This is a genomic window from Streptomyces atratus (assembly GCF_014648655.1).
Lineage (GTDB): Bacteria > Actinomycetota > Actinomycetes > Streptomycetales > Streptomycetaceae > Streptomyces > Streptomyces atratus.
The window spans coordinates 60762-85346 of record NZ_BMRN01000025.1 but is presented as its reverse complement, the minus strand read 5'-3'; the positions used below and the strand labels follow the sequence as shown (position 1 = coordinate 85346).

General features: G+C 70.0%; 15 protein-coding genes and 2 pseudogenes. 6 read left to right on the top strand and 11 right to left on the bottom strand.

Annotated elements, in window-relative coordinates; all coding sequences use genetic code 11:
• Position 1 precedes the first annotated feature (1 nt).
• From IEZ15_RS29700 to IEZ15_RS29685, 4 genes are read left to right on the top strand one after another with little or no spacing between them, the layout of a single operon-like run.
• Entirely contained in the window at positions 2-928 is a 927-nt protein-coding gene (locus IEZ15_RS29700; protein ID WP_189280142.1) for a carbohydrate ABC transporter permease, read from the top strand.
• Entirely contained in the window at positions 925-1782 is an 858-nt protein-coding gene (locus IEZ15_RS29695) for a carbohydrate ABC transporter permease (RefSeq protein ID WP_229846176.1), read from the top strand. The genes IEZ15_RS29700 and IEZ15_RS29695 overlap by 4 nt, the downstream gene beginning before the upstream one ends.
• A complete protein-coding gene (locus IEZ15_RS29690; protein WP_189280141.1) occupies positions 1779-3812 on the top strand; it encodes a beta-galactosidase in 2034 nt (677 codons plus the stop codon). Before IEZ15_RS29695 ends, IEZ15_RS29690 begins: the two co-directional genes overlap by 4 nt.
• A 14-nt stretch (positions 3813-3826) precedes the next feature.
• Positions 3827-5989 (top strand): MGH1-like glycoside hydrolase domain-containing protein, encoded by a 2163-nt coding sequence (locus IEZ15_RS29685; RefSeq protein WP_189280140.1) that lies wholly within the window; start codon positions 3827-3829, stop codon positions 5987-5989.
• A gap of 557 nt (positions 5990-6546) precedes the next feature.
• Here IEZ15_RS29685 and IEZ15_RS29680 read toward each other — a convergent pair.
• The 6 genes from IEZ15_RS29680 to IEZ15_RS29655 all read right to left on the bottom strand — a co-directional run bounded on the left by IEZ15_RS29680 (position 6547) and on the right by IEZ15_RS29655 (position 18741).
• Positions 6547-8397: an APC family permease gene (locus IEZ15_RS29680; RefSeq protein ID WP_189280139.1), complete on the bottom strand. Its 1851-nt coding sequence runs from the start codon at positions 8395-8397 to the stop codon at positions 6547-6549.
• 180 nt (positions 8398-8577) lie between these two features.
• Positions 8578-12678, bottom strand: coding sequence for a glycosyl hydrolase family 2 protein (locus tag IEZ15_RS29675; protein WP_229846175.1), 4101 nt, complete (start codon positions 12676-12678; stop codon positions 8578-8580).
• Between the two features lie 9 nt (positions 12679-12687).
• Positions 12688-13470, bottom strand: coding sequence for a carbohydrate ABC transporter permease (locus IEZ15_RS29670; protein WP_189280138.1), 783 nt, complete (start codon positions 13468-13470; stop codon positions 12688-12690).
• Between the two features lie 89 nt (positions 13471-13559).
• Positions 13560-14522: a carbohydrate ABC transporter permease gene (locus IEZ15_RS29665; protein ID WP_229846174.1), complete on the bottom strand. Its 963-nt coding sequence runs from the start codon at positions 14520-14522 to the stop codon at positions 13560-13562.
• Positions 14519-15826 (bottom strand): extracellular solute-binding protein, encoded by a 1308-nt coding sequence (locus IEZ15_RS29660; protein ID WP_189280137.1) that lies wholly within the window; start codon positions 15824-15826, stop codon positions 14519-14521. The genes IEZ15_RS29665 and IEZ15_RS29660 overlap by 4 nt, the downstream gene beginning before the upstream one ends.
• On the bottom strand, positions 15823-18741 hold the full coding sequence (locus IEZ15_RS29655) for an alpha-L-rhamnosidase (RefSeq protein ID WP_189280136.1): 2919 nt from the start codon (positions 18739-18741) through the stop codon (positions 15823-15825). Before IEZ15_RS29655 ends, IEZ15_RS29660 begins: the two co-directional genes overlap by 4 nt.
• A gap of 315 nt (positions 18742-19056) precedes the next feature.
• Between IEZ15_RS29655 and IEZ15_RS29650 the strand changes: the two genes are divergently transcribed.
• Positions 19057-20655 carry an alkaline phosphatase D family protein gene (locus tag IEZ15_RS29650; protein WP_229846173.1) on the top strand — a complete coding sequence of 533 codons (1599 nt, stop codon included), beginning with the start codon at positions 19057-19059 and terminating at the stop codon, positions 20653-20655.
• A gap of 126 nt (positions 20656-20781) precedes the next feature.
• Here the strand turns inward: IEZ15_RS29650 and IEZ15_RS29645 are convergent.
• A pseudogene (locus IEZ15_RS29645) lies at positions 20782-21003 on the bottom strand (cellulose binding domain-containing protein); the annotation flags it as partial.
• 59 nt (positions 21004-21062) lie between these two features.
• Positions 21063-21272: pseudogene (locus IEZ15_RS29640) on the bottom strand (glycoside hydrolase family 48 protein); the annotation flags it as partial.
• 487 nt (positions 21273-21759) lie between these two features.
• On the opposite strand from IEZ15_RS29640, the gene IEZ15_RS29635 reads away from it, so the two are divergent.
• Positions 21760-22155 (top strand): SSI family serine proteinase inhibitor, encoded by a 396-nt coding sequence (locus IEZ15_RS29635; RefSeq protein ID WP_189280134.1) that lies wholly within the window; start codon positions 21760-21762, stop codon positions 22153-22155.
• Positions 22156-22189: 34 nt separating this feature from the next.
• Here IEZ15_RS29635 and IEZ15_RS29630 read toward each other — a convergent pair whose 3' ends face one another.
• The 3 genes from IEZ15_RS29630 to IEZ15_RS29620 all read right to left on the bottom strand — a co-directional run bounded on the left by IEZ15_RS29630 (position 22190) and on the right by IEZ15_RS29620 (position 24505).
• Positions 22190-22348 carry a hypothetical protein gene (locus IEZ15_RS29630; protein ID WP_189280133.1) on the bottom strand — a complete coding sequence of 53 codons (159 nt, stop codon included), beginning with the start codon at positions 22346-22348 and terminating at the stop codon, positions 22190-22192.
• Between the two features lie 66 nt (positions 22349-22414).
• The gene (locus IEZ15_RS29625; protein WP_189280132.1) at positions 22415-23365 is read right to left on the bottom strand and encodes a cytochrome c oxidase assembly protein; all 951 of its coding nucleotides are present in this window, start codon (positions 23363-23365) and stop codon (positions 22415-22417) included.
• A gap of 111 nt (positions 23366-23476) precedes the next feature.
• A complete protein-coding gene (locus tag IEZ15_RS29620; RefSeq protein ID WP_114243245.1) occupies positions 23477-24505 on the bottom strand; it encodes a 6-phosphofructokinase in 1029 nt (342 codons plus the stop codon).
• Positions 24506-24585: the final 80 nt, after the last annotated feature.

The window sequence follows — 24585 nt, the reverse complement described above, 5'->3', positions numbered from 1 at the left end:
GATGGCCGTCCACACCACCTCCGACCGGCCGGTCGCCCCCGCCCGTGCCCCGGCCGCGGCACGCCGAAGGCGCCGGCGCCCCACCGCCTGGATCTTCGCCGGACCCGCGGCCGTCCTCTTCGCGCTCTTCTTCGCCTACCCGCTGGGCGCGAGCTTTCTGCAGAGCTTCACCACCGAGGACGCCGGTGCCACCCACTGGGTCGGACTCGACCAGTACCGGCGGATGATCGAAGACCCCGCCTTCCTGGAGTCCCTGTTCAACACAGGGGTCATCCTCGTCGTGCAGGTCCCCGTCATGATCGGCCTGGCCGTCGTCCTCGCCGTCCTGCTCAACCAGTCCTGGCTGCGCTTCCGTGGCACCTGGCGGGCGATCTACTTCCTGCCCGCCGTCACCACACTCGTCGCGTACGCTGTCGTCTTCCAGGTCCTCCTCAAGACCGACGGCGGCCTGGTCAACCAGATCCTCGGCGCCGCCGGCATCGGCCAGGTCGACTGGCTCAACAACCCCACCTGGGCCCGCGTCTCCCTGATCGCGTCCCTGACCTGGCGCTGGACCGGCTACAACGCCGTCATCCTGCTCGCCGGACTCCAGTCCATCGGCAAGGAACAGTACGAGGCCGCCTCCATCGACGGCGCCACCACCTTCTCCACGTACGCCCGGGTGATCCTGCCGCAGCTGCGCCCCGTCGTCCTGTTCTGCGTGATCACCTCCACCATCGGAACACTCCAGCTCTTCGACGAGAACTACGTCCTCACCCGTGGCGGCCCCGACGACGCGACCCTCACCCCGGTCGTCTACCTCTACAAAGTCGGCTTCCAGCAGTTCGACTTCGGCTACGCCGCCGCCATCGCCTGGGTCGTCGTGGCCCTCATCGCCGCGATCTCCGCCCTCCAGTACGTCGCCTTCGGAAGGGAGCGCCGCCGGTGACCGCCCTCCAGCAGGCCCCCGTACGTGTCCACCCGGCCCGGCGCGCCGGCCGCTACGCCGTACGCCTGTTCCTCGCGGCCGGTGCCGTCGTCAGCCTGGTGCCGTTCCTCTGGATGGCGATCGCCGCGACGCACTCCACGTCGGACCTGTTCCGCTCTCCGCCGCCGCTCCTGCCCGGCGGCCGTCTGCTCGACAACCTCGCGCGGCTCCAGGACACCATCGGCTTCGGAAGGGTCCTCCTCAACAGTGTCGGCATCGCCGTCGTGCACACCGTGCTCAGCTCGCTGATCTCCGCCATGTGCGGCTACGGTCTCGCCAAGTACCGCTTCCGCGGCCGGGGTCTGCTGCTCGGCGCCGTGCTCGCCACGATGATGATCCCGTTCCAGGTGCTGCTCGTGCCGCTGTTCCAGATGATGGCGAGCGTCGGCTGGATCGACTCCTACCAAGCGGTCGTCCTGCCGTTCCTGGCGAACTCCTTCGGCATCCTGCTGATGCGGCAGGGCTTCGTCGACTTCCCCGACGAGCTCCTCGAATCGGCCCGTATCGACGGTTCCGGCGAGCTGCGCACCTTCTACCAAGTCGTGCTGCCGTGTGTGCGCCCGCAGCTCGGCGCCCTGGTCATCTTCACGTTCATGGCGCAGTGGAACAGCTTCATCTGGCCGCTGCTCATGCTCAACTCCGAGGACAAATACACCGTGCCCGTCGCTCTCAACACCCTCACGGGGCTCTCCCATGTCGACTACTCGGGACTGATGCTCGGCTCGCTCCTCGCCACCCTTCCGCTGATGGCCCTCTTCCTTCTCTTCCAGCGGCAGTTCGTTGCCGGACTCCTCGGCGGGGCGGTGAAGGGATGAGCCGCCTGACCCGCGTCCCGGGCGTCCTCTACGGCGGTGACTACAACCCCGAACAGTGGCCCGAGGACGTCTGGTCCGAGGACGCCGAGCTGATGCGCGAGGCCGGCGTCACGATGGTGACCGTCGGCGTCTTCTCCTGGGCGCGGCTCCAACCCGGGCCGGACACATGGGACTTCGCCTGGTTCGACCGGCTCCTCGACCTGCTGCACGCCCACGGCATCGCCGTCGACCTGGCCACCGCGACCGCGTCACCGCCCGCGTGGCTGGTCCGCGCCCACCCCGGGATCCTGCCGGTCACGGCCGACGGCGTACGCCTCGAATTCGGCTCGCGCCAGCACTACTGTCCGTCCTCGCCCGAGTACCGCGCCGCCGCCGTCCGCCTCACCCGAGCCCTCGCCGAACGCTACGCACACCATCCGGCCCTCGCTCTGTGGCACATCCACAACGAGTACGGCGACCATGTCACCGAGTGCTTCTGCGCACGCTCCGCGGACCACTTCCGCGCCTGGCTCACCGACCGATACGGCACGATCGACGGCCTCAACCACGCCTGGGGCACGGCCTTCTGGTCGCAGCGCTACGGCACGTACGACGAGATCGAACCGCCACGCACCGCTCCGGGGCCCGTCAACCCGACGCAGCTGCTGGACTGGCGGCGCTTCTGCTCCGACGCCCTCCTCGAATGCCACCGCGCCGAGCGCGAGGCACTCAGGGAACTCAGCCCGGACATCCCGGCCACCACCAACTTCATGTCGATGTTCAAGGCACTCGACTACTGGAAGTGGGCCGAGCACGAGGACTTCGTCTCCGATGACGCCTACCCCGACCCCGCCGACCCGCGCGCCCACGTCAACGCCTCCCTCAATTACGACCTGATGCGCTCCCTCAAGGGCGGCCGGCCCTGGCTGCTCCTCGAACAGGCGCCGTCCGCCGTCAGCTGGCGGCCGGTGAACGTCCCCAAGAAGCCCGGCCTGCAACGGCTCTGGTCCCTCCAGGCCCTGGCCCGCGGCGCCGACGGCATCATGTACTTCCAGTGGCGCGCCTCCCGCGCCGGCGCCGAGAAGTACCACAGCGCGCTGCTCCCGCACCGCGGCACCGCCTCCCGCGGCTGGCGCGAGACCGTGCGCTTCGGTGCCGAGCTCGCCCGGCTCGGCGAAGTCACCGGCGCCACCACCCGGGCCGACGTGGCGATCGTCCTGGACTGGGACTCCTGGTGGGCCCTGGAGGCCGACGACCACCCCTGCGCCCGCATGCGCTGGCCGGACCTCCTGCGCCCCTGGTACGCGGCGCTCCACGCCCGCGCCGTCACCGCCGACTTCGTGCCCCCGCGCGCGGACCTCGACGGCTACCGGGCGGTGCTCGCACCCAGCCTCCACCTTCTGCGACCCGAGAACGCCGAACGCATCGCCGCCTACGTACACGGCGGCGGCCACCTCGTGTGCGGCCCCTTCAGTGGCGTCGTCGACGGCCACGACCACATCCACGACGGCGGCGCACCGGGACCGCTGCGGGACGTACTCGGCGTGTCCGTCGACGAGTTCTGGCCGATCCCCGACGGTGAGGCGGTGCGGCTCGACTCCGGTGCCGAGGCCACCTGGTGGAGCGAGTGGATCGAACCCGATGCCCCGGACACCGAGGTCGTCGACTCGTACGCGTCCGGACAACTGACCGGCCGCCCCGCCGTCACCCGCCGTCCCTACGGTGCCGGCACCGCCTGGTACGTGAGCGCCCACCTCGGCGAAGGCATCGCAGCCGTGCTCGACGACGTGCTGCGGGCTGCCGGCGTACGCCCCGTGCTCGACGTTCCCGAGGGAGTCGAGGCGACCGTGCGTTCCGGCACACAGGGTACGTACCTCTTCGTCCTCAATCACAGCGACCACGACACGCGGACGCAACTGACCGGCCCCTACGCGGACGGCGGCACCGACCTGCTCACCGGAGCCGCCGTCCGTGACCACATCGACCTCCGCCCGCTCGGCGCCGCAGTCCTGCGCATCGCCACCGACTCCCTTGGAGAGACCGACCAGTGACCAGACACCGGCCCTTGTGCGCCCTGACTGCACTCCTCCTCGCCGGCGGCGCCCTCGCCGTACCGCAGACGGCCTCCGCCCATGCCCACCCGAGGCCACCCTCCTCGTACGCCGACGTCCTCGACCTGCACGGCACACCCGCTGCCGCCCAGCCGGGCGACGACGAGGACAACAACCCCATCACCGTCTTCGCCGACCAGGGAGCCTGGCACGCCTACGCCCTGCCGAAGGCCGGCGACAAGAACGCCTACGGCGGCTTCTCCGGGCCCCTCTACATCGCACAGGAATACCCCTGGTGGCTCAGCAAGTCCTTCAGCCGCATCCGCCTCACCGAACACGGCCGCACCCTGGACCTGGCCGGGGCAGGCGCGCCACGCTTCACCTCGCTCCCAGGCCGGCTCCTCCAGTCGTACGACCTCGGCCGTGGCCTGCGCCTCACCCTCGAACTCCGCTTCGCCACCGACCGCAGCGCCCTGATCAGGGCAGAGGTACGCAACACCGGCCCGGCATCCCGCACGCTGGGCGCCGGCTGGACGGGCAGCCTGCTGCGGCCGGCCGACAAACCGATGCGGGACGCGCCGTCGCTGACCGCCACCGGCTCCGGCGTCGGCGTCGACTTCGCGAAGGTCCGTGAGACCTGGGACTACCTCACCGACGGCACGGAACGCTTCGAGGTCACCCACAAGGACCGAGTCCGCACCACCGTGGACGGCGACACGTACCGAACCGAGGCAGTGGAACCGGTGACCCTCGCGCCTGGCCGCTCGCACAGTTTCGACTGGACCGAGTCCTACACCTTCACCGCAGCCGAGCGCGCGAGGGAGAAGGCGAAGGTCCGTGACGTACTCGCACACCCCGATGCCGTCGTCTCCGCCTCCGACGCGCGCTGGCGGGGCTATGTCGCCGGGGTGACCCAGGGCGTGCCGGCAGATCGGCGGCGCACGGCCGTGAAGTCGCTGGAGACCCTCGTCACCAACTGGCGGGGCGCGGCGGGGCAGATCAAGCACGACGGCATCACCCCGTCGATCTCCTACAAGTGGTTCACCGGCGGGATCTGGGCCTGGGACACGTGGAAGCAGGCCGTGGGCACGGCGCGCTTCGCGCCCGAGCTGGCCGAGTCGCAGATCCGCGCCATGTTCGACCGGCAGATAGGCCCGGACTCCACTACCCGCCCGCAGGACGCCGGGATGATCCCCGACGTCATCTTCTACAACGACCCCTCGCGTGGCGGCGGCAACTGGAACGAGCGCAACTCCAAGCCCCCGCTGGCCGCCTGGGCAGTCTGGGAGGTGTACGCGAAGACCGGGGACAAGGCCTTCCTGCGCGAGATGTACCCGAAACTCGCCGCCTACCAGGCCTGGTGGTACCGCAACCGCGACCACGACCACGACGGCCTCGCCGAGTACGGCGCCACCGTCGACCCCGCCAACAACTCGCCCGAGGAGCGGCGCCTCGCCGCGGCCTGGGAGAGTGGCATGGACAACGCACCCCGCTTCGATGCCGCCCTCGGCACCGACATCGTCGCCAACCGAGCGGCCGACGGCACCCTCCTCGGCTACTCCCTCAACCAGGAGTCCGTCGACCTGAACTCCTATCTCGCCGCCGACCAGGGCTACTTGGCGCGCATCGCGGGCACGCTGGGCCGCGGCAGCGACGCCAAGCGGTGGAAGCAGCGGTCCGCCGCCACGTCCGCCGCCGTCCGCACGACAATGTACGACCCCGCGGACGGCTGGTTCCACGACACCGCGCTCGGCACCGGCGCACTGCTCACGGCCCGCGGACGCGGCATCGAGGGCGCCGTTCCACTGTGGACCGGTACAGCGTCCGAGGCGCAGGCCCGTGCCGTGCGCGACAAGCTGGCGGACCCGGGGGAGTTCGCCACCACCGTCCCGTTCCCGACCGTGGCGAAGAGCTCCCCCTACTTCTCGCCGACCGCGTACTGGCGCGGCCCCGTCTGGCTCGACCAGGCATACTTCGCCCTCGGCGGCCTGCGCCGCTACGGCTATGCCAAGGATGCGGACGCCCTGACGAACCAGCTCCTCAACCACGCGTCGGGCCTCGCGGGCAGCGGACCGATCATGGAGAACTACGACCCGACCACAGGGGCACCGCTCAACGCGCCCAACTTCAGCTGGTCCGCGGCGCTGCTGCTGCCGATGCTGACAAGAGAGCAGTAGGAGGCAGGCGGCCGCTGTTCGCTGCGCGCGGGGCGCCGCCCGGCGGGCGCCCCGATGCGTGAACTGCCGCTGTCCCGCCCCGGGACGCCACTGCCACCCATGCCGCATCCTCACCGAAGACCCGCAGCTCGGCCCCGTTCTCTTGGCGGAAATACTGCGGGTGGACGGAGTCGAAACCGTCTGCGTCGAGGCCTTCCGTCGCGGCCGGCCTCGTCGCGAGTACACACTGCGTCGAGTCGGCCGGGCGGCGAGTCCATGCGCACTGGATGCGTAGTCGATGTACTACACGGTGTGACCTCGGGCGTGGCGGTTCGTTTCTGGTCGGCCCACCTCTGACCAGAGGACCCCAAACGGCCTCCCCGCAAGGACGGACTCCTCTTTTCAGAGGTCGGTCACCGGGCTCGAGAGTCAATGGGGCCGTGGAGAAGAGGTCCTCACCGAGGACCTGCGGACAGCACTTCAGCGCTACCGCTCGTTCTTCAACCGCCTGCTCCGTACGTGACCGCGACAACCGCCGGGTCACGTCGTCCTTGACGGTCGTGCGGCCGCTTGCACCTTCAGGGGCGGTCCAACAGCCGGAACCGCAGTCGGCAGATCACCGCGTCCGTCTCGTGGCGGACGGCGTGCGCGACGACCGCGCCTCGCTGGTTCTGCAGCAGCCGCTGCCACATGCGGGCCGGTTCCACCTCGGGGATGAGCACGGTGATCCGTACACCCGGATCGGCGGCCGCCACCTCACGTACATACGTGGCGACCGGGCGTCCGACCGAGCGGCGCTGCGAGGTCACACGCACCAGAGGGACGCCCGGGTTCCACAGCGCCCAGTCCCGTTCCAGCGCTTCGGTCTGGATGCGGTCCTCGGCATCGGGGTGGCAGACCGTGACCGCGCGGACCTCGTCGCCGAGGGATGCAGCGGCGGTGAGGGCCTCGCTGGTGAGCCGGGTGAGGGAGGAGACCGGAACCACGACCAGCGAGCGGTCGCGGTGCGGTGGCTCCGGGATGCGGCCGACGCCCAGCCGCTCGCCGATCCTGGCGTACGCGCGGTGGACCCACCCGAAGCCGACGACCAGCAGGGGCAGGGCGACCACGATCAGCCAGGCGCCGTCGTGGAACTTGGTGGCCGTGACCACGACCGCGCCGACCCCGGTCAGGAGCGCGCCCAGACCGTTGAGCGCCGCCTTGCCCGCCCACTTGGGCCCGCGCACACCGCGCCAGTGGATGACCATTCCGGTCTGGGCGATGGTGAAGCCGACGAAGACGCCGATCGCGAAGAGCGGGACGAGGGTGTTGGTGTCGCCACCGGAGAAGACCAGGAGCGCGGCAGATACGGCCGCGAGCGTGAGGACCCCGTGGCGGTGGACCTGCCGGTCGGCCTTGAGCCCGAAGACATGCGGCAGGTAGTTGTCGCGGGCCAGCAGCTTGAGCAGCACCGGCAGACCGCCGAACGACGTGTTCGCGGACAGCGCCAGCAGCACCATGGTGGCGAACTGGACGACGTAGAAGGCGAGATGGTGCCCGAAGGACGCGTCGGCGAGCTGCGCCAGCACGGTGACTCCCTCGACGGGCTGCAGCCCGAACCGGGAGATCAGCACGGACAGACCGATCAGCATCACACCCAGCAGCGCACCGAGTGCGACCTCCGCGCGTTGTGCGCGGCGGACGGCCGGGGCACGGAAGGAGGGCACGGCGTTGGCGATCGCCTCCACACCGGTGAGCGCCGAACAGCCCGAGGCGAAGGCCTTGAGCAGGAGCAGCGCACCGACTGTGGTTGCGTTGCCGACGAGTACAGAGGCATGGCCCGCGGCCGCCTCGGTGCTCACCGGCGCGGACCGGAAGAGACCTACCGCGATCAGCGCCAGGATCGACCCGATGAATACCGCGGTCGGCACGACGAACGCACGCGCGGAATCGACGATCCCGCGCAGATTCACCGCGGTGATCAGGACCAGCACGCCGAGACAGAGCCACAGCCGCTCGTCGTACAGACCGGGGAAGGCCGAGGTCAGCGCGGCCACTCCGGCGGTGACGGCGACCGCGACGTTGAGGACGTAATCCAGGACCAGTGAGGCGGCCGCGACCAGGCTGGTCCGGCGGCCGATGTGCGCCCTGGCGACCGCGTAGCTTCCGCCACCGTCCGGGAAGGCCGCGATCACCTGGCGGTACGAGGCCACGAGGACGGCCAGGAGGACGGCGATCGCCAGCGTGACGGGGAGCGTGAAGCCGAGCCCGTGGCCGCCGGCCGCTGCCAGGACCAGGACGATCGCCTCGGGCCCGTACGCCACCGAGGCCATTGCGTCGAGAGAGAGCGCGGCGAGGCCGGTGAGGGTGGTGAGCTTGTGGCGGGCTCCGGTATCAGGGGGTTCCTCGGCACTTGGTGCCGTACCGGGGTCTGAGCTCAGAAGAGGCATGTGCTTCGCGGTCCTTTGATCGGGTCCGCTCAGGGTGTTCCCGCTTCCGGCCGGTGACGGCAGCCAATGGCGCGTTCTTGGCGCGAAACGGTGATCTCTTCACGCGTTCTTGACGAGGCGGTCGGGGCGACGAAAGCGGGGTGGTCGGGACGACGTCGGCACGCGGAGGTCAGGACGGTGTCAATGCTGCCCCTGAGCCCCGTCGGAACCACCGATCCGCAGCCGCACGGGACCCAGCAAACCGCTGACACGCTGGCCCGGAAAGACGAAGTGGGTCGGGCTCGTCGCGTCCAGGTGCGGTGCCAGCGTCCCGAACACGGTGATGTCGAGGGTATTGGCGCCGGGCCCGACCAGACCTGTCAGATCGAAGACGTACGGGGAGCACACGCGCACCCCCGCGGCGACGCCACCGACCCGCACCTCCGCCGTCCCGCGGACCCGTCCGAGGTCGAGCGACACATGCCCCGGGGCGACCTCGGCGGGCACGGTCACCACCCGGCGGTAACGCACACCGCCGCTGTACTCGGCGAGGCCGTGCGTCTCCCAGTCGCCGACGCGAATCCGCCCGGGCCCCACCTCACAGCGCACAGGACCGGCCAGCGCGGCGCCCCCCTCGTACCCGGGGCGCGTCCGGACGCGCAGGGCCGCGGTCCGGGGCCCGGAGGGGCCACCGGCCGAAAGGCCGACGGTCACGGTCAGCACGTCCCGAGAGTCCCGCGCGTCGACGGTGGTGACGGGCCCAGTGCACTCGGAGCCGTCCACGAAGACAGTCGTCTCGCCGCACACGAGCGCAGTCAACCGGGTGGCACCCGGCGGCAGTTCGCACCACAGCCACTCCACCGCTCCCCGGCGCCCCGGGACCGCGAACCGGACCGGCACCACCGTGCCGTCGTCCGCGGTCGGCTCCAGCCAGGCGGCGCCCGGCAGTGGATGAGGGCGGCGGCGCAGATACAGGGCGGCCGGATCACCCACCGGCCGGCGACGTACCGCGACCGGCACACGCCCCTCCGCGCTCTCGGCCCACCAGCGGGCGTCGCTGTGCAGGGCCGCGACACGGTTGCCGTTCCCGTCGTCGAAAACCGCATCCACCAGGACCGCGCGGTCGCCGCCCCCGGACGTCTCCACCATGATGTCGTTGTCACCGATGCGCAGGGCCACCGCCACGTCATGCCGCCGCACGCGCGGGACCGCGTGTTCGGCGTACGGGTCGAATCCGCCCTGCCTGCCCACCACTTGTCCATTGACGCGCAGTACGCAGGGCACGCGCGCGGCCACCTGGACGACGGCCCGGACGGGGAGGGCCGTCAGGCGCAGCGTCGTGCCCATCGTCCCGGAGGCATGAATCCATTCCGGACGCCGGTAGCGCTCCGGATCGCGCACGAGCGCCACATGCGCGCGCAGATCGCAGTCCTGATCAGGTGTCAGCTCCAGTTCGAGCAGACGGCGACCCGCTGCCACTCCTACCGGGCCCATCGCAAGGTGGCCCCCGTCGTCCAGGGCGACGGGGGCCCCGTCGATCCGGGCCCGCTTCGCCGCCGCGGCCCCGATCGCGAGGTGTCCGGCGAAGGCCTCGTCGAGGTGCAGTTCCATGCGCAGCCGCACCAGCTCTTCGGCGGCGGTGGGGCCGATGTGTACGAACTCCTCCGGTACATGCCCCTTGGGCCCCAGAACGGCGCGGTGGATCGGGTCCTTGTACACGCCCAGGGTGTCGGACCATTCGGGGGCCGACGGGACGTCGTGGCCGGGGCCGTCGCCGAGCACGACCGCGTGCGGGCCGAACGTCGCGTGGACCGTCGCCGTGACCGGCCCATCGGCGCGGTCCGGCACGGCCCATCCATCGCGTACGCCGTCCTCCCCGTCCTCTTCCACACGGTGCCGGAAGGTCCGGCATTCGGTGACGGCCGGGCCGGCGGGCGGGCCGGTCGCGGGGCGGGCGAAGTCGCCCCAGGTGTTGTCGAGGGTCGGCACGAGCGTCATGTCCCAGTCCGCGTCCGGAGGGATCTCGATGGTGGTGACGTCCGGTGCGGGTGTGCCGGGTGCGTCGGCCACTACGGGCATGGCCGTCCCTCGGGTCCCCGCCGGAAAGACCAGCACCGCTGCGGGCCCCGTATCGAAGGGGACATCGACCTCCACGGCCCGGATGTCGTCATCGGCGGGCCGCACCGGAAGCGTCCGGGGAGCGCCGCCGAACGGATCCAGCAGGACCGCCGGGCCCACCACGTCCCGCACCCGCACCCGTGCGCCGCGCGCGTAGCGGTCCGGATCGAAGTCGTATCGGGCATCCAGCCAGCCCAGTGCGGCGCCCCGCTCGTCGGGGGCCGCGACGGCCGCTCGGGTTGCCCGTGGGGCGGCGGCGGTCAGGAACACCACCGTGGCGCCGTCCACACGGCGCGCGAGTGCGGGGACCGGGGCCCGGACCACCGGGTGCGCCCCGGCGAGCGCCGCGCAGAGCGAGTCGGACGGATCGTCCGTCATAGGGACCGCAACGGCCCGGCCGTCCGCGAAGCACGCGCGCAGCTCGGCGAGCACGGTCGCCGATCCGGGGCCGACGACGTGTTCGGGAAGGGCGCCGACCGCGATCAACCTCCCGCCGGAGGAGGCGAATGCGATGAGCCGGCGTGCTGTGTCCCGTTCCAGGACGGTGCACGAGGGCAGCACGACCGTGGCGTAGGCCTCGTCCGCGACCCTCAGCCGCACACCGCCGTCGGACGGAGCGATCCGGGCGCGCGCCAGGGACGCGTCGTCGATGACGTCGGCATCGAGACCGAGACGGTCCATGATGCCCGGCCGGGTACGGAACCAGGCCATGTCACCGGTGAGTCGGAGATACGTCGACTGGGCCCGCGCCGCAGCATCCGTGACCCCGTCCAGAGCGGTACCGGCCTGGGCTGTGGTGGTGGGCAGCAGGATCGCGATGTCGCACAGGTGGTGGCCGAGGCTCAGGATCGCGCACAGCCGGGTCACGGCGTCGGCGAAGACGCGGTGGTGGCGCCAGTACGGCTGACGCCAGTCGGTTGCGGGTGGCGCCCACTCCCACCAGCCGCCCTTGGTCGTGTAGTAGACAGCATGCGGGTTGTAGAGGGTCGCGCCCGCGCGGAGCCACGGCAGCAGCCAGTCGAAGGTCTCCTCCGGTGTGCCGCCCCAGCCGGTGGAGTGGAAGGCCTCGATCCAGGTGCGGGGGCGGCCGTAGAGATGGGCGAGCGAGGAATGGATGCGGGCGTCCCCGTGGTGGTCGGAGCCGGGGGCCGAGAACCAGCGGTGGGTGCGGGCGTAGTCCGCGTACAACTCCACGCCCGCGACGGGGTGCCCGGCACGGGCCGGGTCCTGCTGGTCGCAGCCGATGAGCAGGCCGTGTCGGTCGTGCCAGGCGGCCAGCGGCCGGAAGAACGCCTCCTCGGCCAGCTCCGCACGGGTCACCTGAAAGTCGCGCCGTACCCGGTGTGCGTCCGGGTCCGTGCTGTCGTCGTACAGAGCGTCGAGCCGTGCAGTGATGTCGTACCCGCGAAGGCGCACGAAGGCGTCGGCGAAACCCGTGGACCAGGTGGGCAGGGAAGGCAGCTCGTCCTGGAACGAGCCGACGACGACGCTCCCGAGCCGGTCGCCGAGCCGGCGCTCGAACTCCCCGTGCACCCGGTCCAGCAGCGCTGCACACGCCCGAGTACCGAGGTAGTCGAAGCCGAGCGGCCTGTGATGATGGAGCGTCAGGCGCCACCGTCCGGGACTCGGCGCCCGCAGGACTCCGTCGGCCACCGCGACCGGGACCGCCGGGCCGACCGTCCGGCCGTCGGCGTCGACCGGTTCGGCGCGGCCCGCGAGCGGCCTGCCGTCCGGGGGACACCGCAGCTCTCCGGTCCGTATCGCTGTGGAGACGACGACGGCACGCAGGCGGTCGAGCCGACGTCCCGCGTGGGCGGGCTGTTCGTCGACGAGGCGCGCCTGGAGGTCGGCCCCGGAGAAGCCGAGCTGATCGTAGAACCACAGGCTGACGCCGAGTTCGCGGGCGTCGTCGCACACGCCGTCGAGGAGGGCCCACCACGCGTCGGACATGAAAGGCGGGTCGTCGGCGTCGGAGCCGAACAAGGGGCCCGACGGCGCCAGGTTGAGGAGCACGAGGTTGTGCACCCCGCCCTCCGCGAACCGTTCCAGCTGCGCCCGCAGTCGCGCGCGGTCGAGCAGTTCCCCGCTCCACCACCAGATGGCGGTGGGTGAGAAGGCACGCGGGGGCTCGGCGAGTACCGCCGCGATGCTCGGGGGGAGTGGTGGGTGCGCCGGGTGTGTCATGAGATGCCCTCAGCCCTTGAGACCGCCCGCGAAGCCCTTGATCACATACCGCTGGAGGACCACGAACACCACCAGGATCGGCAGGGCGGCCAGCACCAGCCCGGCGAAGACAAGTCCGTAGTCGGAGACGTACTGGCCGACGAACGCGAACACACCGACGGGCACGGTCTCCTTGTCGGAACCGCCCAGGTACAGCAGCGGGGTGAAGAAGTCGTTCCAGATGAACACGGCGTTCAGGATGATCACGGTGCCGGTGATGGGGCGCAGCAGAGGGAAGACGATCCGGGCGAACGCCTGCCGGTGGTTGCAGCCGTCGATGAGCGCGGCCTGTGCGTAGTCCTGCGGCAGGGCCCGGATGAATCCGGTGTAGAGGAAGACGGTGAAAGGCAGTTGGATGCCCGTGTAGAAGAGCACCATGCCCTGGTAAGTGCCGAGCCAGCCCAGATCGTCGACCAGTTTGTAGAGCGGGATCATGCCGAGCTGGAAGGGCAGCACGATGCCCAGCAGGAACAGGATGTACAGGCCGTAGCCGATGCCGCGGGCGCGGCGCGCGAGGTAGTAGGCGCCCGTGGAACCCAGGACGACGAGGATCAGCAGACTCACAGCGGTGATGACCGTGCTGCTGAGCAGGGCGGGCCCCAGCGAGGCGGAGGACCAGGCGTTGCCGAAGTTGGCGAAGGTGGGCGGGGAAGGCAGCGAGAGGGGCGAGTCGGAGATCTGCTGCGGGTCCTTCATCGCCAGGGTGATCAGGGCGTACACCGGGAACAGGAACACAACGGCGACCGCGATCATGACAAGTTCGAGGGTGTACCGTCCGAACCGTGGCCTGCGGCGCCTGTGTTCGGATTTCTGTTTCGCGGGTCCGCGGGACGTTCCGTTGATCACGCGGTGACCTCCCTCGCGCGCAGATAGCGAAGCTGGACCAGGGAGACCGCGGCGACGAACAGCGCGAGGACGAGGGCGACGGCGGTGCTGTAGCCGAACTTCCCGTAGACGAAAGCTTCCTTGTACAGCACGGTCGACAGGGTCTCGCTGGAGGTGCCGGGTCCGCCGTTGGTCGCGGCGTAGACCTGGTCGAAGAGTTTGAGACCGCCGATGGTCGACAGCATGAGGTTGATCGTCAGGGCCGGGGCCAGCAGCGGCCAGGTGACATAGCGGAAGCGCTGCCAGGAGCCGGCGCCGTCGATTCTCGCGGCCTCGTGGAGTTCGGCGGGCACGCCCTGCAAGCCTGCGAGGAAGACGACCATCGAGTATCCGGCGTACTGCCATACGACCATCGCCGCGACGGACCACAGGGCGAGCGAGGGATCGCCGAGCCAGTCCTGACGCAGACCGCCGAGTCCGACCGCGCCGAGGACACCGTTGAGGCCCGCGCCGTTCTCGGGGTTGTAGACGTACTTCCACAGGATCGCGACCATGACGGGGCTGACGACGGCGGGCGCGAAGAAGATCAGCCGCAGCAGCGCGCGGGACCTGATGTCGGCGTGGACGCCGAGCGCGAGCAGCAGGCCGACGCCGTTCTGGACGACGACCACGGCGACGGTGAGCAGCAGTGTGTTGCTGACGGACCCCAGTGCCCGGCTGTCGTCGAGCAGGGCCCGGAAGTTGTCCAGGCCGGTGAAGGAGAAGCCGCCGATGCCGGACCAGTCGGTGAAGGCGTACATCACCCCGGCGAGGCTCGGGTACAGGACGACGACGCCGTAGACGATGATCGCCGGAACTACGAAGATCCACGGTGGGACCGTGTGATCGCGGTGCCGGACCGGGCGGCCGGGGCCGGTCCGCGGCCCGCCTCCGGCCTTGCCGACCGTGCCGGAGGCGGCCTTCTCGGACGTGGTCGTCACGATGTCTTCCCGTAGGCCTTGTCCATCTGGCCCAGGGCGCCGTCGACATCCGTCTTTCCTGCGAGCAGATTCTGTACTGCGGCGAAATGGGCGGGCTGCACCTCGGCGTTGGGCCAGCTCTGGTCCATGAAGGGGACGGCCCGGTTGTCGTCGATGAGGGGCAGGAAGTCATTGAGGACGGGGTCGATCTTGGTGGATGCATCGCGCTTGAACGGGATCGCGGCTACGGACTGCGCCCAGCGGTCGACGTTCTCCTGCTTGCCGAGGAACTCGATGAACGCCTTTGCCCTTGCTGCCTTCTTGGACCGTGCGGAGACGGCGAGGCCGACGACGATGCCTGCCGGGATCCACAGGTTCGAGGCGTCGTCTCCGCCGGGGAACGGGAACATGCCGAGGTCGTCCGGTGTGCGGGTGGCCTGACGGAAGTTGGCGAGCACGGCGGAGACCTGGACGGCCATCGCCGCCTTACCACTCGCGACCATGGATGTCTGCTGCTCGTACGTCGTTCCGTTGGGGTTGTCGTTGAAGAACCCCCGACGCTGCAACTCCTGGTACTTGCCCATCGCATCGGCCCACCCGGAGCCGCGGAAGTGCGCCCGCCCGGCGGCCATCTCGGCGTCGAAACCGGGGTTCTTCGCGTAGACGGCGTTGGGTACCAGCGCGTAGGTGATCAATTGGGTGACCCAGGGAGTCTGCGCCCCGAGCGCGATCGGTATCACGCCCTTGGCCTTCAACTTTGCGCAGACGTCGAGGAGTTCACTCCATGTCTTGGGTGGCTCGACGCCGGCCTCGGCGAAGGCCTTCTTGTTGTAGATGGCGCCGATGGCGCTGCTTCCCGCCGAATACAGATACGTCTTGCCCTTGTACCGGTACGCGGGGTGGAAGTTCGCCGGGACCTCCTTGGTCCATGCCTGGTCGCTGAGGTCGGCGAGCAGCCCGGCCCTGGCCAGCTCGACCATGGACATGGCGCTGCCGCTGCCGGGATAGAGCACATGCACATCAGGGGCGTTGCCACCCGCGAGCTGGGTGCGCACCACTGTCTGTACCTGGTCCGTGGGCGCGAAGGAGGTGGAGAACTCGTCGTCGGGGTGGGACTTGCGGTACAGCGCGACGAGTTCCTCGATCGGCTTCTGCTGGTCGGCGACGCCGACGATGCGCAGCTTGCCGGAGCCGCTGCTCGAGTCGGAGCAGGCGGTCAGTGCGGGGGGAAGGGCGGCGAGCGCCGCGACCCCACCGCCGATACGGAGAAATCCCCGGCGGCCGACCGTGCCCCGGCCCGGCCGGCTGTGAGAACCCGTCGTCATGGTGTGTCCTCCTCGTGCGAACGGGCGGGCGATGGTTTCGCCGCCGGTCCTGATGTGCGTCGGCTCGGGGTGAGCGATGGATCGGACCGGTCCGCCGGAGATGTATCGGCGTGGCCGTCTGCCGGGGGATGAGTCGCGGTGAAGCGGTAGGCGCCGGAGGACACGCGGTAGCGAACGTGGTCACAGGCGGTCGCGAGCAGCGTGATGTGGCGGTCGTCGGCCCTCGGGACAACGCCCGATTCGCGGATCGAGCGGGGGTCCGTGGTGGGCACGTACACATCGGCGGTGGAGCCGGGCGGCACCAGTACGCGCAGGGCGAGCAGGCCGCCGTGTCTCTCCCAGGTCACCTCGACGGTGCCGCGGACCGATTCGTGGCGGGCGCTCGCGTGGCGCAGGGCACCGGGACGGGGCCGTATCCGCAGATGCCGGTACCCGGTGGAGTCCGGCGCCTGATCGAGGCCGGCGACACCCCGGTAGAGCCATTCGCCGATCGAGCCGAGCGCGTAGTGGTTGAAGGAGTTCATCGACGGTGCGCGGAACCCGGTATCGGGGGTCCACCCGTCCCAGCGCTCCCAGATCGTGGTGGCGCCGTGCCGCAGCGGAAACCGCCACGACGGCACTTCGTCACGGTGCAGGAGCGCATGGGCGAGGTCGGCCCGCCCATGGGTGTCGAGGACGGGCGCGGCGAGCGCGACCCCGAGGAATCCGGTCAGGAGGGCGGGTCCGGCCGACTCGACGATTTCGGCGAGACGGTGTGCGGCGGCATCGACGAGGTCCGCGGGCAGCAACTCGAAGGCGAGGGCGACGAGATAGCCGGTCTGGGTGTCCCCTGCGATACGTACGGCAGGAGGTGCGGCTGATTTCTCGACGGTGACGAAGTGCTCCGCGAACGTGCGACGAATGTCGCCGGCCAGCCGGTGGTAGTGATCCGCGACGTCCTTCTGTCCCAGGGCATCGGCAGCCTTCGCCGTGAGGCGGGCACTGTGTGCGAAGCAGGCCGTGGCGATGACATCGCGCGGGGTGGGGGTGCCGGGGGCGAGCCAGTCGGAGAAGTGCGGACCCACCCGCCTGCGCCAGACCAGATCCCGGTTATGACGATGAATCAGATCGACCCAGGCGCGCATTCCCTCCAACGCCCGGACGAGGAACCGCGGGTCGTCGTAGGTGCGGTAGAGGTGCCACGGGATGATCACACCCGCGTCGCCCCAGCCGGGCGCGCCTTCGTCACAGACCCCCACGAGGCGAGGGGCGACATTGGTGAAGCCGCCGTCGGGTGTGCGGGCGTCATCGATGTCGCGCAGCCACTTGGTGAAGAACGCCGCGACGTCCGCGTTGAGCGCTGCGGTCGGCAGGAAGACCTGTGCGTCGGCCAGCCAGCCGAGCCGCTCGTCACGCTGCGGGCAGTCCGTGGGCACACTGACGAAGTTTGAGCGCTGCCCCCACGCCACACACTCGTGGAGCCGCCGGAGCTCGGCATCCGAGCAGTCGAACTCCCCGGCCCACGGGGTGTCGCTGTGCAGCACCACAGCAACGACATCGGACTCGGTCAGCTCCGGGACTCCACGGATCTCGGCGTAACGGAAACCGTGATAGGTGAATCGCGGCTCGAAGACGATGTCCTGCCGCCCGTCCCCGACGAGCACATCGGTCGCGGCGGCAGTCCGCAGATTGGCCGTGTACAGCTGGTGCGATTCGTCCAGCACCTCAGCGTGGCGGATCACCACCCGTGCCCCGGCGGCGAGTTGACCGATCCGGAGTCGTACGCGCCCGGCGAGGTTCTGGCCGAAGTCGACGATGTGGGTATCGGGCGAGATACGCCTGACCGAGCACGGGCGCAACTCGGCCATCGCCCGCACGGGCTCGTCGACGGACGCCACGAGCAGATGGTGGTCTGCCCCCGCGACCAGGGCCGGGGACCAGTCGGTGTCGTCGAAGCCGGGCAGTTCCCAGCCGTCGGCCGCGTGCCGCAGGTCATGACACTCGCCCATCAGCAGATCCGCGTGACGGATGACTCCCGTGCTGGTGCGCCACGTCTCGTCGGTGACGATCGCAGTACTGCGGCTGTCCGGACCGGTGAGGTGAAGTTCGGCCAGGAACTGGGGGAACGAACCGTAGTGTGCTCCGGCCCTGCGCGGTTCGAAGCCGACGAATCCGCTCCACCAGCCGTCGGTGACGGTCGCGGCGAGAACGTTCTCACCCTCACGCAGCAACTCGGACACGTCATAGGTCTGGTACTGGATGCGGCAGTGGTAATCGGTCCAGCCGGGGGCGAGTTCGGCGTCGCCCACCCGTACGCCGTTGAGCCGGACCTCGTACAGGCCGCGCGCGCTGACAAGGAGACGGGCGTGCGTGCCGGGCGAGCCGGTAAAGGTGCGCCGCAGGACGGGGCACGGGGCGAGCCCGTGGTCGTCGAGGGCGAACTCGCCCTCAGTGGGTGCGTCCACGACGTCGACCGGATGCGGGTCGTGGGTGATCCACGACGCCCGCCACGCCCCGGCGTCGGTGAAGGCCGTCTCGAACCAGGACGTGGCCTCGACGGGCACCGCCGTTCCGGTCGGCCATACGGAGACCCGCCAGTGATAGCGCATACGGCCCAGGAGTGCGGGTCCGGCGTACTCCACGGCAACCGCATGAGGATCTGCCACCCGGCCTGTGTCCCAGAGGAGTTGACCGACCCCGTCCAGCTCCTCGGGGCGTTCGGCGACACGGACCCGGTAGGCCACCGGGTCGTCGCCACGGCGGTCGGACGCCAGTCGCCAGGAGAGCCGGGGCGAGGGTTCGTCGATCCCCAGCGGAGTGGTGCGGTGCTCGCATCGCAGACCGTACGGCCGCAGCGTCCGCTCTTCGGGACGTCCGGCCGCTGCTCCTTCGGCGGGGTGGTGGGCGGGCACATCCGCTGCCGAGGGACCGGACACGAGCACGTCCTTCCGTCGCACCGATTTTCCCGATGTGAAATCTAACGTTAATTCTGTGGCGTGGAGACTATGAGCCCCCCTGAGGGGTGTCAAGGGTGTTGCCGACCCGTCCTCAGTCGCCTCGGGAAGGGGTCGATGTCTCCCCAACTGACCGCCTGTGAACGGCTGTGCGACCACCGGCACGTGGTCTTGTGGCGCGTGATTCCGCTGTGATATCCAGCCTGTGATTACCACATGGGCGGACGTGAATTCACGCGTCGATCCCACCTCGTACCGCACGGGATCCCGCCCGACGAAGGGACGAGTCTCATGCAAATGAACAGTGGGCCAGGCGGCACCGGAGGGTTCGGCAGACGGGCGATGCTCGGCGGAACGGTCGGGATGGCCCTTGCCGCGGCCGGCCTGTCGGCGGGCAACGCCTGGGGTGACGCCCCCTTCCACGACGACCCGTTCGCCCTGGGAGTCGCCTCCGGCGACCCATGGCCGGACGGATTCGTACTGTGGACCCGCCTCGCACCCCAGCCCCTCGCCCCCGACGGGGCCGGAGGCATGCCACCGTACTCCGTCGACGTCCAGTGGGAGGTCGCCCGCGACGAACGCTTCCGATCCGTCGTACGCCGGGGACGGACCCGCGCGGTGCCCGAACTCGCCCACTCCGTCCACGTCGAGGTATCCGGTCTGCAGCCGGGCAGGCACTACTACTACCGCTTCCGTGCCGGCGGTGTGCACAGCCCCGTCGGCCGCACCCGCACCGCACCCCCGCCGCACAGCCGTCCCAAGGAACTCGACTTCGCCTTCGTCTCCTGCCAGGCGTGGTTCGAAGGCTTCTACACCGCCTACCGGCATCTTGCCGAGGAGGACGTCGACCTGGTCCTGCACCTCGGCGACTACATCTACGAGAACGCCATCGACGCGATGGGCGGCGTACGCAACGTCCCTGTAGCCGCCGAACTGCGCCCCGAGCCGATGGACCTCGTCCAGTACCGCAACCGCCACGCCCTCCACCGCTTCGACCCCGACCTCATCGCCGCCCACCGGGTCCACCCGTTCGCCGTCGTCTGGGACGACCACGAGGTCGAGGACAACTGGGCGCGCGACAGGTCCAAGGCCGACACCGAACCCGACCAGGACCCGGCAGTCTTCCGGCAACGCGCCGCGGCCGCCTTCCAGGCGTACTACGAACATTTGCCGCTGAGGCTGCCGAACAAGCCGAACGGCTTCGAGGCCCGGATGTACCGCAGCCTGCGTTACGGGCGGATGGCCACGTTCCATATCCTCGACACCAGGCTATTCCGCGACGACCAGCCCTGCGGCGACGGCACCAGGAGCGGCTGCGACGAACGGCTGACACCCGGCCGCACCATCCTCGGACCGGAACAGGAGCAGTGGCTCCACCGCGGCCTCGGACGGTCGGACACGACGTGGAACATGATCTCCCAGCAGATCCCCGTGACCCAGGTCGACACCGACCCCGGCCCCGGCCAGGCATTCGTGATGGACTTCTGGGACGGCTATGCGGACGCACGCAGGCGGCTGTTCAAAGAGATCACCGACCGCAGCGTGAGCAACCCCGTCGTACTCACCGGTGACATGCACCGTCACCTCGCCGCAGATCTCAAGCAGAACTTCGACGACCCCGAATCGCCCACACTCGGCGTCGAGTTCGTCGGTTCGTCCATCTCCACCACGAAGGACGGGGTGGACCTGGACCCCTCCGGGGCCAGGCTGCTCGCGGCGAACGAGCACATCAAGTTCACCAACTTCCAGCGCGGATACGTACGTTGCTCGCTGACCAAGGAGAGCTGCCGCGCCGACTTCCGTGTCCTCCCGTACGTCACCACCCCCGGCGCCCCTGTCTCGACGCGCACCTCGCTCGTGACCGAGGCGGGCCGTCCCGGGATTCAGCCCGCCTGAGAAACACCGGCCGCCCCCTGCCGGGAGAGCGACAGGGGGCGGATCGTGCCGGGCGTGTCCCTCGCCCGGCCCTCGCCCGGCCCTCGCCCCGTCACTGCCCACACGGACGGCGACGGGGAGACCCGGTCAGGGAGCGGTGCCCCAGGAGAGAGTGCCGCCCGCATGGACGGCGATTCCCGAAGCGTCGGCGTAGGCCGTATTGGTTCCACGGCTGTAGTCGTCGGCCTCGTCGAAGTTGGACCAGTCGGTCTTGTCCAGCCGCAGCTGGATCTCCCCGGCGGAGGCTCCCGGTGCCGGCGCGCCGCTGCTGAAACCGACCTCCAGGCAGTGGTCGGCCCCCGGACCGGCGGGGCAGCTCCGGTGAAGCCGACTTCCGGGTACCGCTCGGCACCCGTCTTCGGGGCCGCGGCGGCCTGGACCGCGCGGGCGTCGGCGTCCGGCGCGTTCGTGTACTTCCACTGCTTTGCGTAGTTCCGGTCGCCGACGAGCAGATCGAGACAGCCGTTGGGGCCGCCGTACTTGAAGGGGTCGGTGGTGGGCTGCGGGATGGTCTCCCACACCGACTCCTGCGCGCCGCGCTGGTAGGTGTTGATGAACGAAGGACCGGCGCCCGGGGGCGGCCGGCCCACGGCACGCAACTGCTGGTGACACGAGGCGCGCCCGTGTGTTGCGCCCGCACGGGATTTCGCGCGCGCCATCGGACAGTGAGTGAACCGTTCATGCAAGGGTGAGTGGTGCAGATGCATGGGTACGTGCCGGCCTTGGCCGGTGCGGTGAAGGTGACCGTCTGCCCTTGCTGCCGGTCGCGGGCAGGCGATCGCGGTGGCCACGGTGATACCTGCCCGGCCGGGCAGAAGCGGAGCGCGCGTGATGTCAGTGACCGCCACCGCTGGTCGGCTGAGCCGGGCTCGGCTGTGGCGTACCGGATGTCGCCCGACCCGCCGACTGACTCCGGAGGGTGGGACCCGCGGCGCGGCTCTTGCCCGGTGCGAACGTGAAAGGTCATCTTGCCGGGTTCCCGAATGCGGGCCGTCCAGGATGCCTGAGACGCACCCGGTCCATCCCCGGGACGCCCCGGATCCCTCGAGCCACAGGAGTTCTCCGATGCGCCTGCGCGTCGCTCTCGCCACCGCTGCCCTGCTCACTCTCACCGTCGCGGTGCCTGCCGCAGCCGCCGAGTCCAATGACCCGGTGCCGGACCGTGGGCTCCTCCTCACCGTCTCGGGCAGCGAGAACACCTGGATCCGTGGCGTCGCACTGTTCTGCCCGCCCGCTCCGGACGCCCATCACCCCCATGCGGCCGCCGCCTGTGCGGCGATCGACTGGGCGGAAGGTGATCTGGACGCCCTGCCCGGCAGCCCGCGTCTGTGCATCGAGGGGTACGACCCGGTGACGGCCACCGCCACCGGCAACCGGGACGGGCGCCCCGTCAGCTGGCAACGGACGTTCCCCAACGCCTGCGTGATGGACGCGGTCACCGGACCGGTCTTCCGCTTCTGAGCCCGGCCGGCCTGAGCCGGGTGACCCACCCGGCTCAGGACTCGTGCGTCGCAGCCATCCCCAGGGTGATCAGACCGAGCACCACCCATCCGAACCAGAGCCAGCCGCTGCTCCCCAGCGCCACCGTGTAGCCGGTGACCGCCACCAGGGCCGCCACGGTGATCACTCCCATGGTCTTCGTGGATCCGGACATGCCCGCACCCTCCTCGTCGGCCGCGCGGCCGTGGATGCCATCGTCACCCCGGAGGCATGCCCACCGCTACTGCCCGCGCGCCTGCAACGAGGCGAGATAGGCGTTGTACGCCTGCAGCTCCTGGTCCCCGTCCCGGTCGGCCGCCCGGTCGGAGCGCTTCGCCGTCCGCTGCTCGGAGCGGTACCACTGGAAGACCAGCGCGATCAGCACCAGCACCGACGGGATCTCGCTGAATGCCCAGGCGATACCGCCCGCCCAGTTCTGATCGCTCAGAGCGTCGATGCCGAGCGACGCCGGCGGATTCTTGTACGTCTCCACCATCGGGGATGTCGCCATCATCAGCGCGATACCGAAGAACGCGTGGAACGGCATCCCCGCGAACAGCTCCAGCATCCGCATCACATAGCCGGGCCGGTGCGGCCCCGGGTCGACGCCCATGATCGGCCAGAAGAACACCAGACCGACCGCGAGGAAGTGCACCATCATCGCGACGTGCCCGGTCTTCGAACCCATCAGGAAGTCGAAGAGGGGGGTGAAGTACAGCGCGTACAAGCTGGCGATGAAGAGCGGAATCGTGAAGACCGGATGCGTGATGATCCTCATGTACCGGCTGTGCAGCAGCATGAGCAGCAGCTCGCGCGGGCCGGTGCGGTCACGTCCCGCGACCGGGAGCGCACGCAGCGCCAGAGTCACCGGAGCGCCCAGCAGCAGCAGGATCGGCGACAGCATGCTGATCACCATGTGCTGCACCATGTGCACGCTGAACATGACCATGCCGTAGTCGTTCAGCTTGGTGCACATCACCAGGGCGATGGACAGCACACCGACGACGAAGAAGACGATCCGGCCGACCGGCCAGCTGTCCCCGCGCCTGCGCAGCCGCACCACGGCGTACCCGTACAGGCCGATGGCGAGCACGCAGCCGATGAGAAAGAACGGGTCCGCGGAGAATTGGAGCCCGCGTCCCAGCGTGAACGGCGGCAGATCCATGTTCATGCCGTGCCCGCTGTGATCCATCTGTTCACTCCCGCTGGGGACATCCCCGTTTCGTGCCGGTTGTCCCGACCAGAGTAGAACTGCCCCCGGCCGCAGCTGCGGCCGGGGGCAGTTCGTCGGACAGGGGGTCGCTCAGAGCACGCACTCCGCCTCGGCGTAGCGCTCGGCCGGGACCGTCTTGAGGGTCTCCACGGCCTCACCCAGCGGCACCATCGCGATGTCCGTGCCGCGCAGCGCCGTCATCATGCCGAATTCGCCGCGGTGCGCGGCCTCCACCGCGTGCCAGCCGAAACGGGTGGCGAGAACACGGTCGTACGCGGTCGGGGTGCCGCCGCGCTGCACATGGCCGAGGATCACCGGGCGGGCCTCCTTGCCCAGGCGCTGCTCCAGCTCGACGGAGAGCTGCGTGGCCACGCCGGCGAACCGCTCGTGCCCGTAGATGTCCTTGGTGCCCTGCTCGAATTCCATGGAGCCGCCCCGGCGCGGCTTGGCGCCCTCGGCGACGACGACGATCGCGAACTTCTTGCCGGCCGAGAAGCGCTTGCCGACCAGCTCGGTCAGCTCGTCGATGTCGAAGGGGCGCTCCGGCACGACGATGGCGTGCGCACCGGCCGCCATGCCCGAGTGCAGGGCGATCCAGCCGGTGTGGCGGCCCATGACCTCGACGATCAGCACCCGCTGGTGGGATTCGGCGGTGGTCTTCAGCCGGTCGAGGGCTTCGGTGGCGACACCGACGGCGGTGTCGAAGCCGAAGGTCACATCGGTGGAGGCGATGTCGTTGTCGATCGTCTTCGGTACGCCGACGATCGGCAGGCCCGCCTCGGAGAGCAGATTGGCCGCCTTGAGAGTGCCCTCGCCGCCGATGGGGATGATCGCGTCGAGGCCGAGATCGGCGACATGGCTCCTGGCCTGTTCGACGCCACCCCGCAGATGGGCGGGCTGGACCCGGGAGGAGCCGAGGATCGTACCGCCGCGGGCGAGGATGCCGCCGACCGCTTCGAGGTCGAGCTTGCGGTAGTCACACTCGAGGAGACCCTTCCACCCGTCGTGGAAGCCGATGACCTCGTCGCCGTGGTCGACCACCGCGCGATGCACGACGGAACGGATGACGGCGTTGAGGCCGGGGCAGTCGCCGCCGGAGGTGAGAACACCAATTCGCATTGCCCGGGAAACCTTTGCAACGTGGGCCGACGACCGGACCACGTCGTCCGGTTGGATCCCCGCCACCCTACCGGCGCAGG

Coding starts and splice junctions, on each gene's coding strand:
- IEZ15_RS29700 (WP_189280142.1), top strand. CDS start 2: ATGGCCGTCCACACCACCTCCGACCGGCCGGTCGCCCCCGCCCGTGCC.
- IEZ15_RS29690 (WP_189280141.1), top strand. CDS start 1,779: ATGAGCCGCCTGACCCGCGTCCCGGGCGTCCTCTACGGCGGTGACTAC.
- IEZ15_RS29680 (WP_189280139.1), bottom strand. CDS start 8,397: ATGCCTCTTCTGAGCTCAGACCCCGGTACGGCACCAAGTGCCGAGGAA.
- IEZ15_RS29675 (WP_229846175.1), bottom strand. CDS start 12,678: ATGACACACCCGGCGCACCCACCACTCCCCCCGAGCATCGCGGCGGTA.
- IEZ15_RS29670 (WP_189280138.1), bottom strand. CDS start 13,470: ATGATCGCGGTCGCCGTTGTGTTCCTGTTCCCGGTGTACGCCCTGATC.
- IEZ15_RS29660 (WP_189280137.1), bottom strand. CDS start 15,826: ATGACGACGGGTTCTCACAGCCGGCCGGGCCGGGGCACGGTCGGCCGC.
- IEZ15_RS29650 (WP_229846173.1), top strand. CDS start 19,057: ATGAACAGTGGGCCAGGCGGCACCGGAGGGTTCGGCAGACGGGCGATG.
- IEZ15_RS29635 (WP_189280134.1), top strand. CDS start 21,760: ATGCGCCTGCGCGTCGCTCTCGCCACCGCTGCCCTGCTCACTCTCACC.
- IEZ15_RS29630 (WP_189280133.1), bottom strand. CDS start 22,348: ATGTCCGGATCCACGAAGACCATGGGAGTGATCACCGTGGCGGCCCTG.
- IEZ15_RS29625 (WP_189280132.1), bottom strand. CDS start 23,365: ATGGATCACAGCGGGCACGGCATGAACATGGATCTGCCGCCGTTCACG.
- IEZ15_RS29620 (WP_114243245.1), bottom strand. CDS start 24,505: ATGCGAATTGGTGTTCTCACCTCCGGCGGCGACTGCCCCGGCCTCAAC.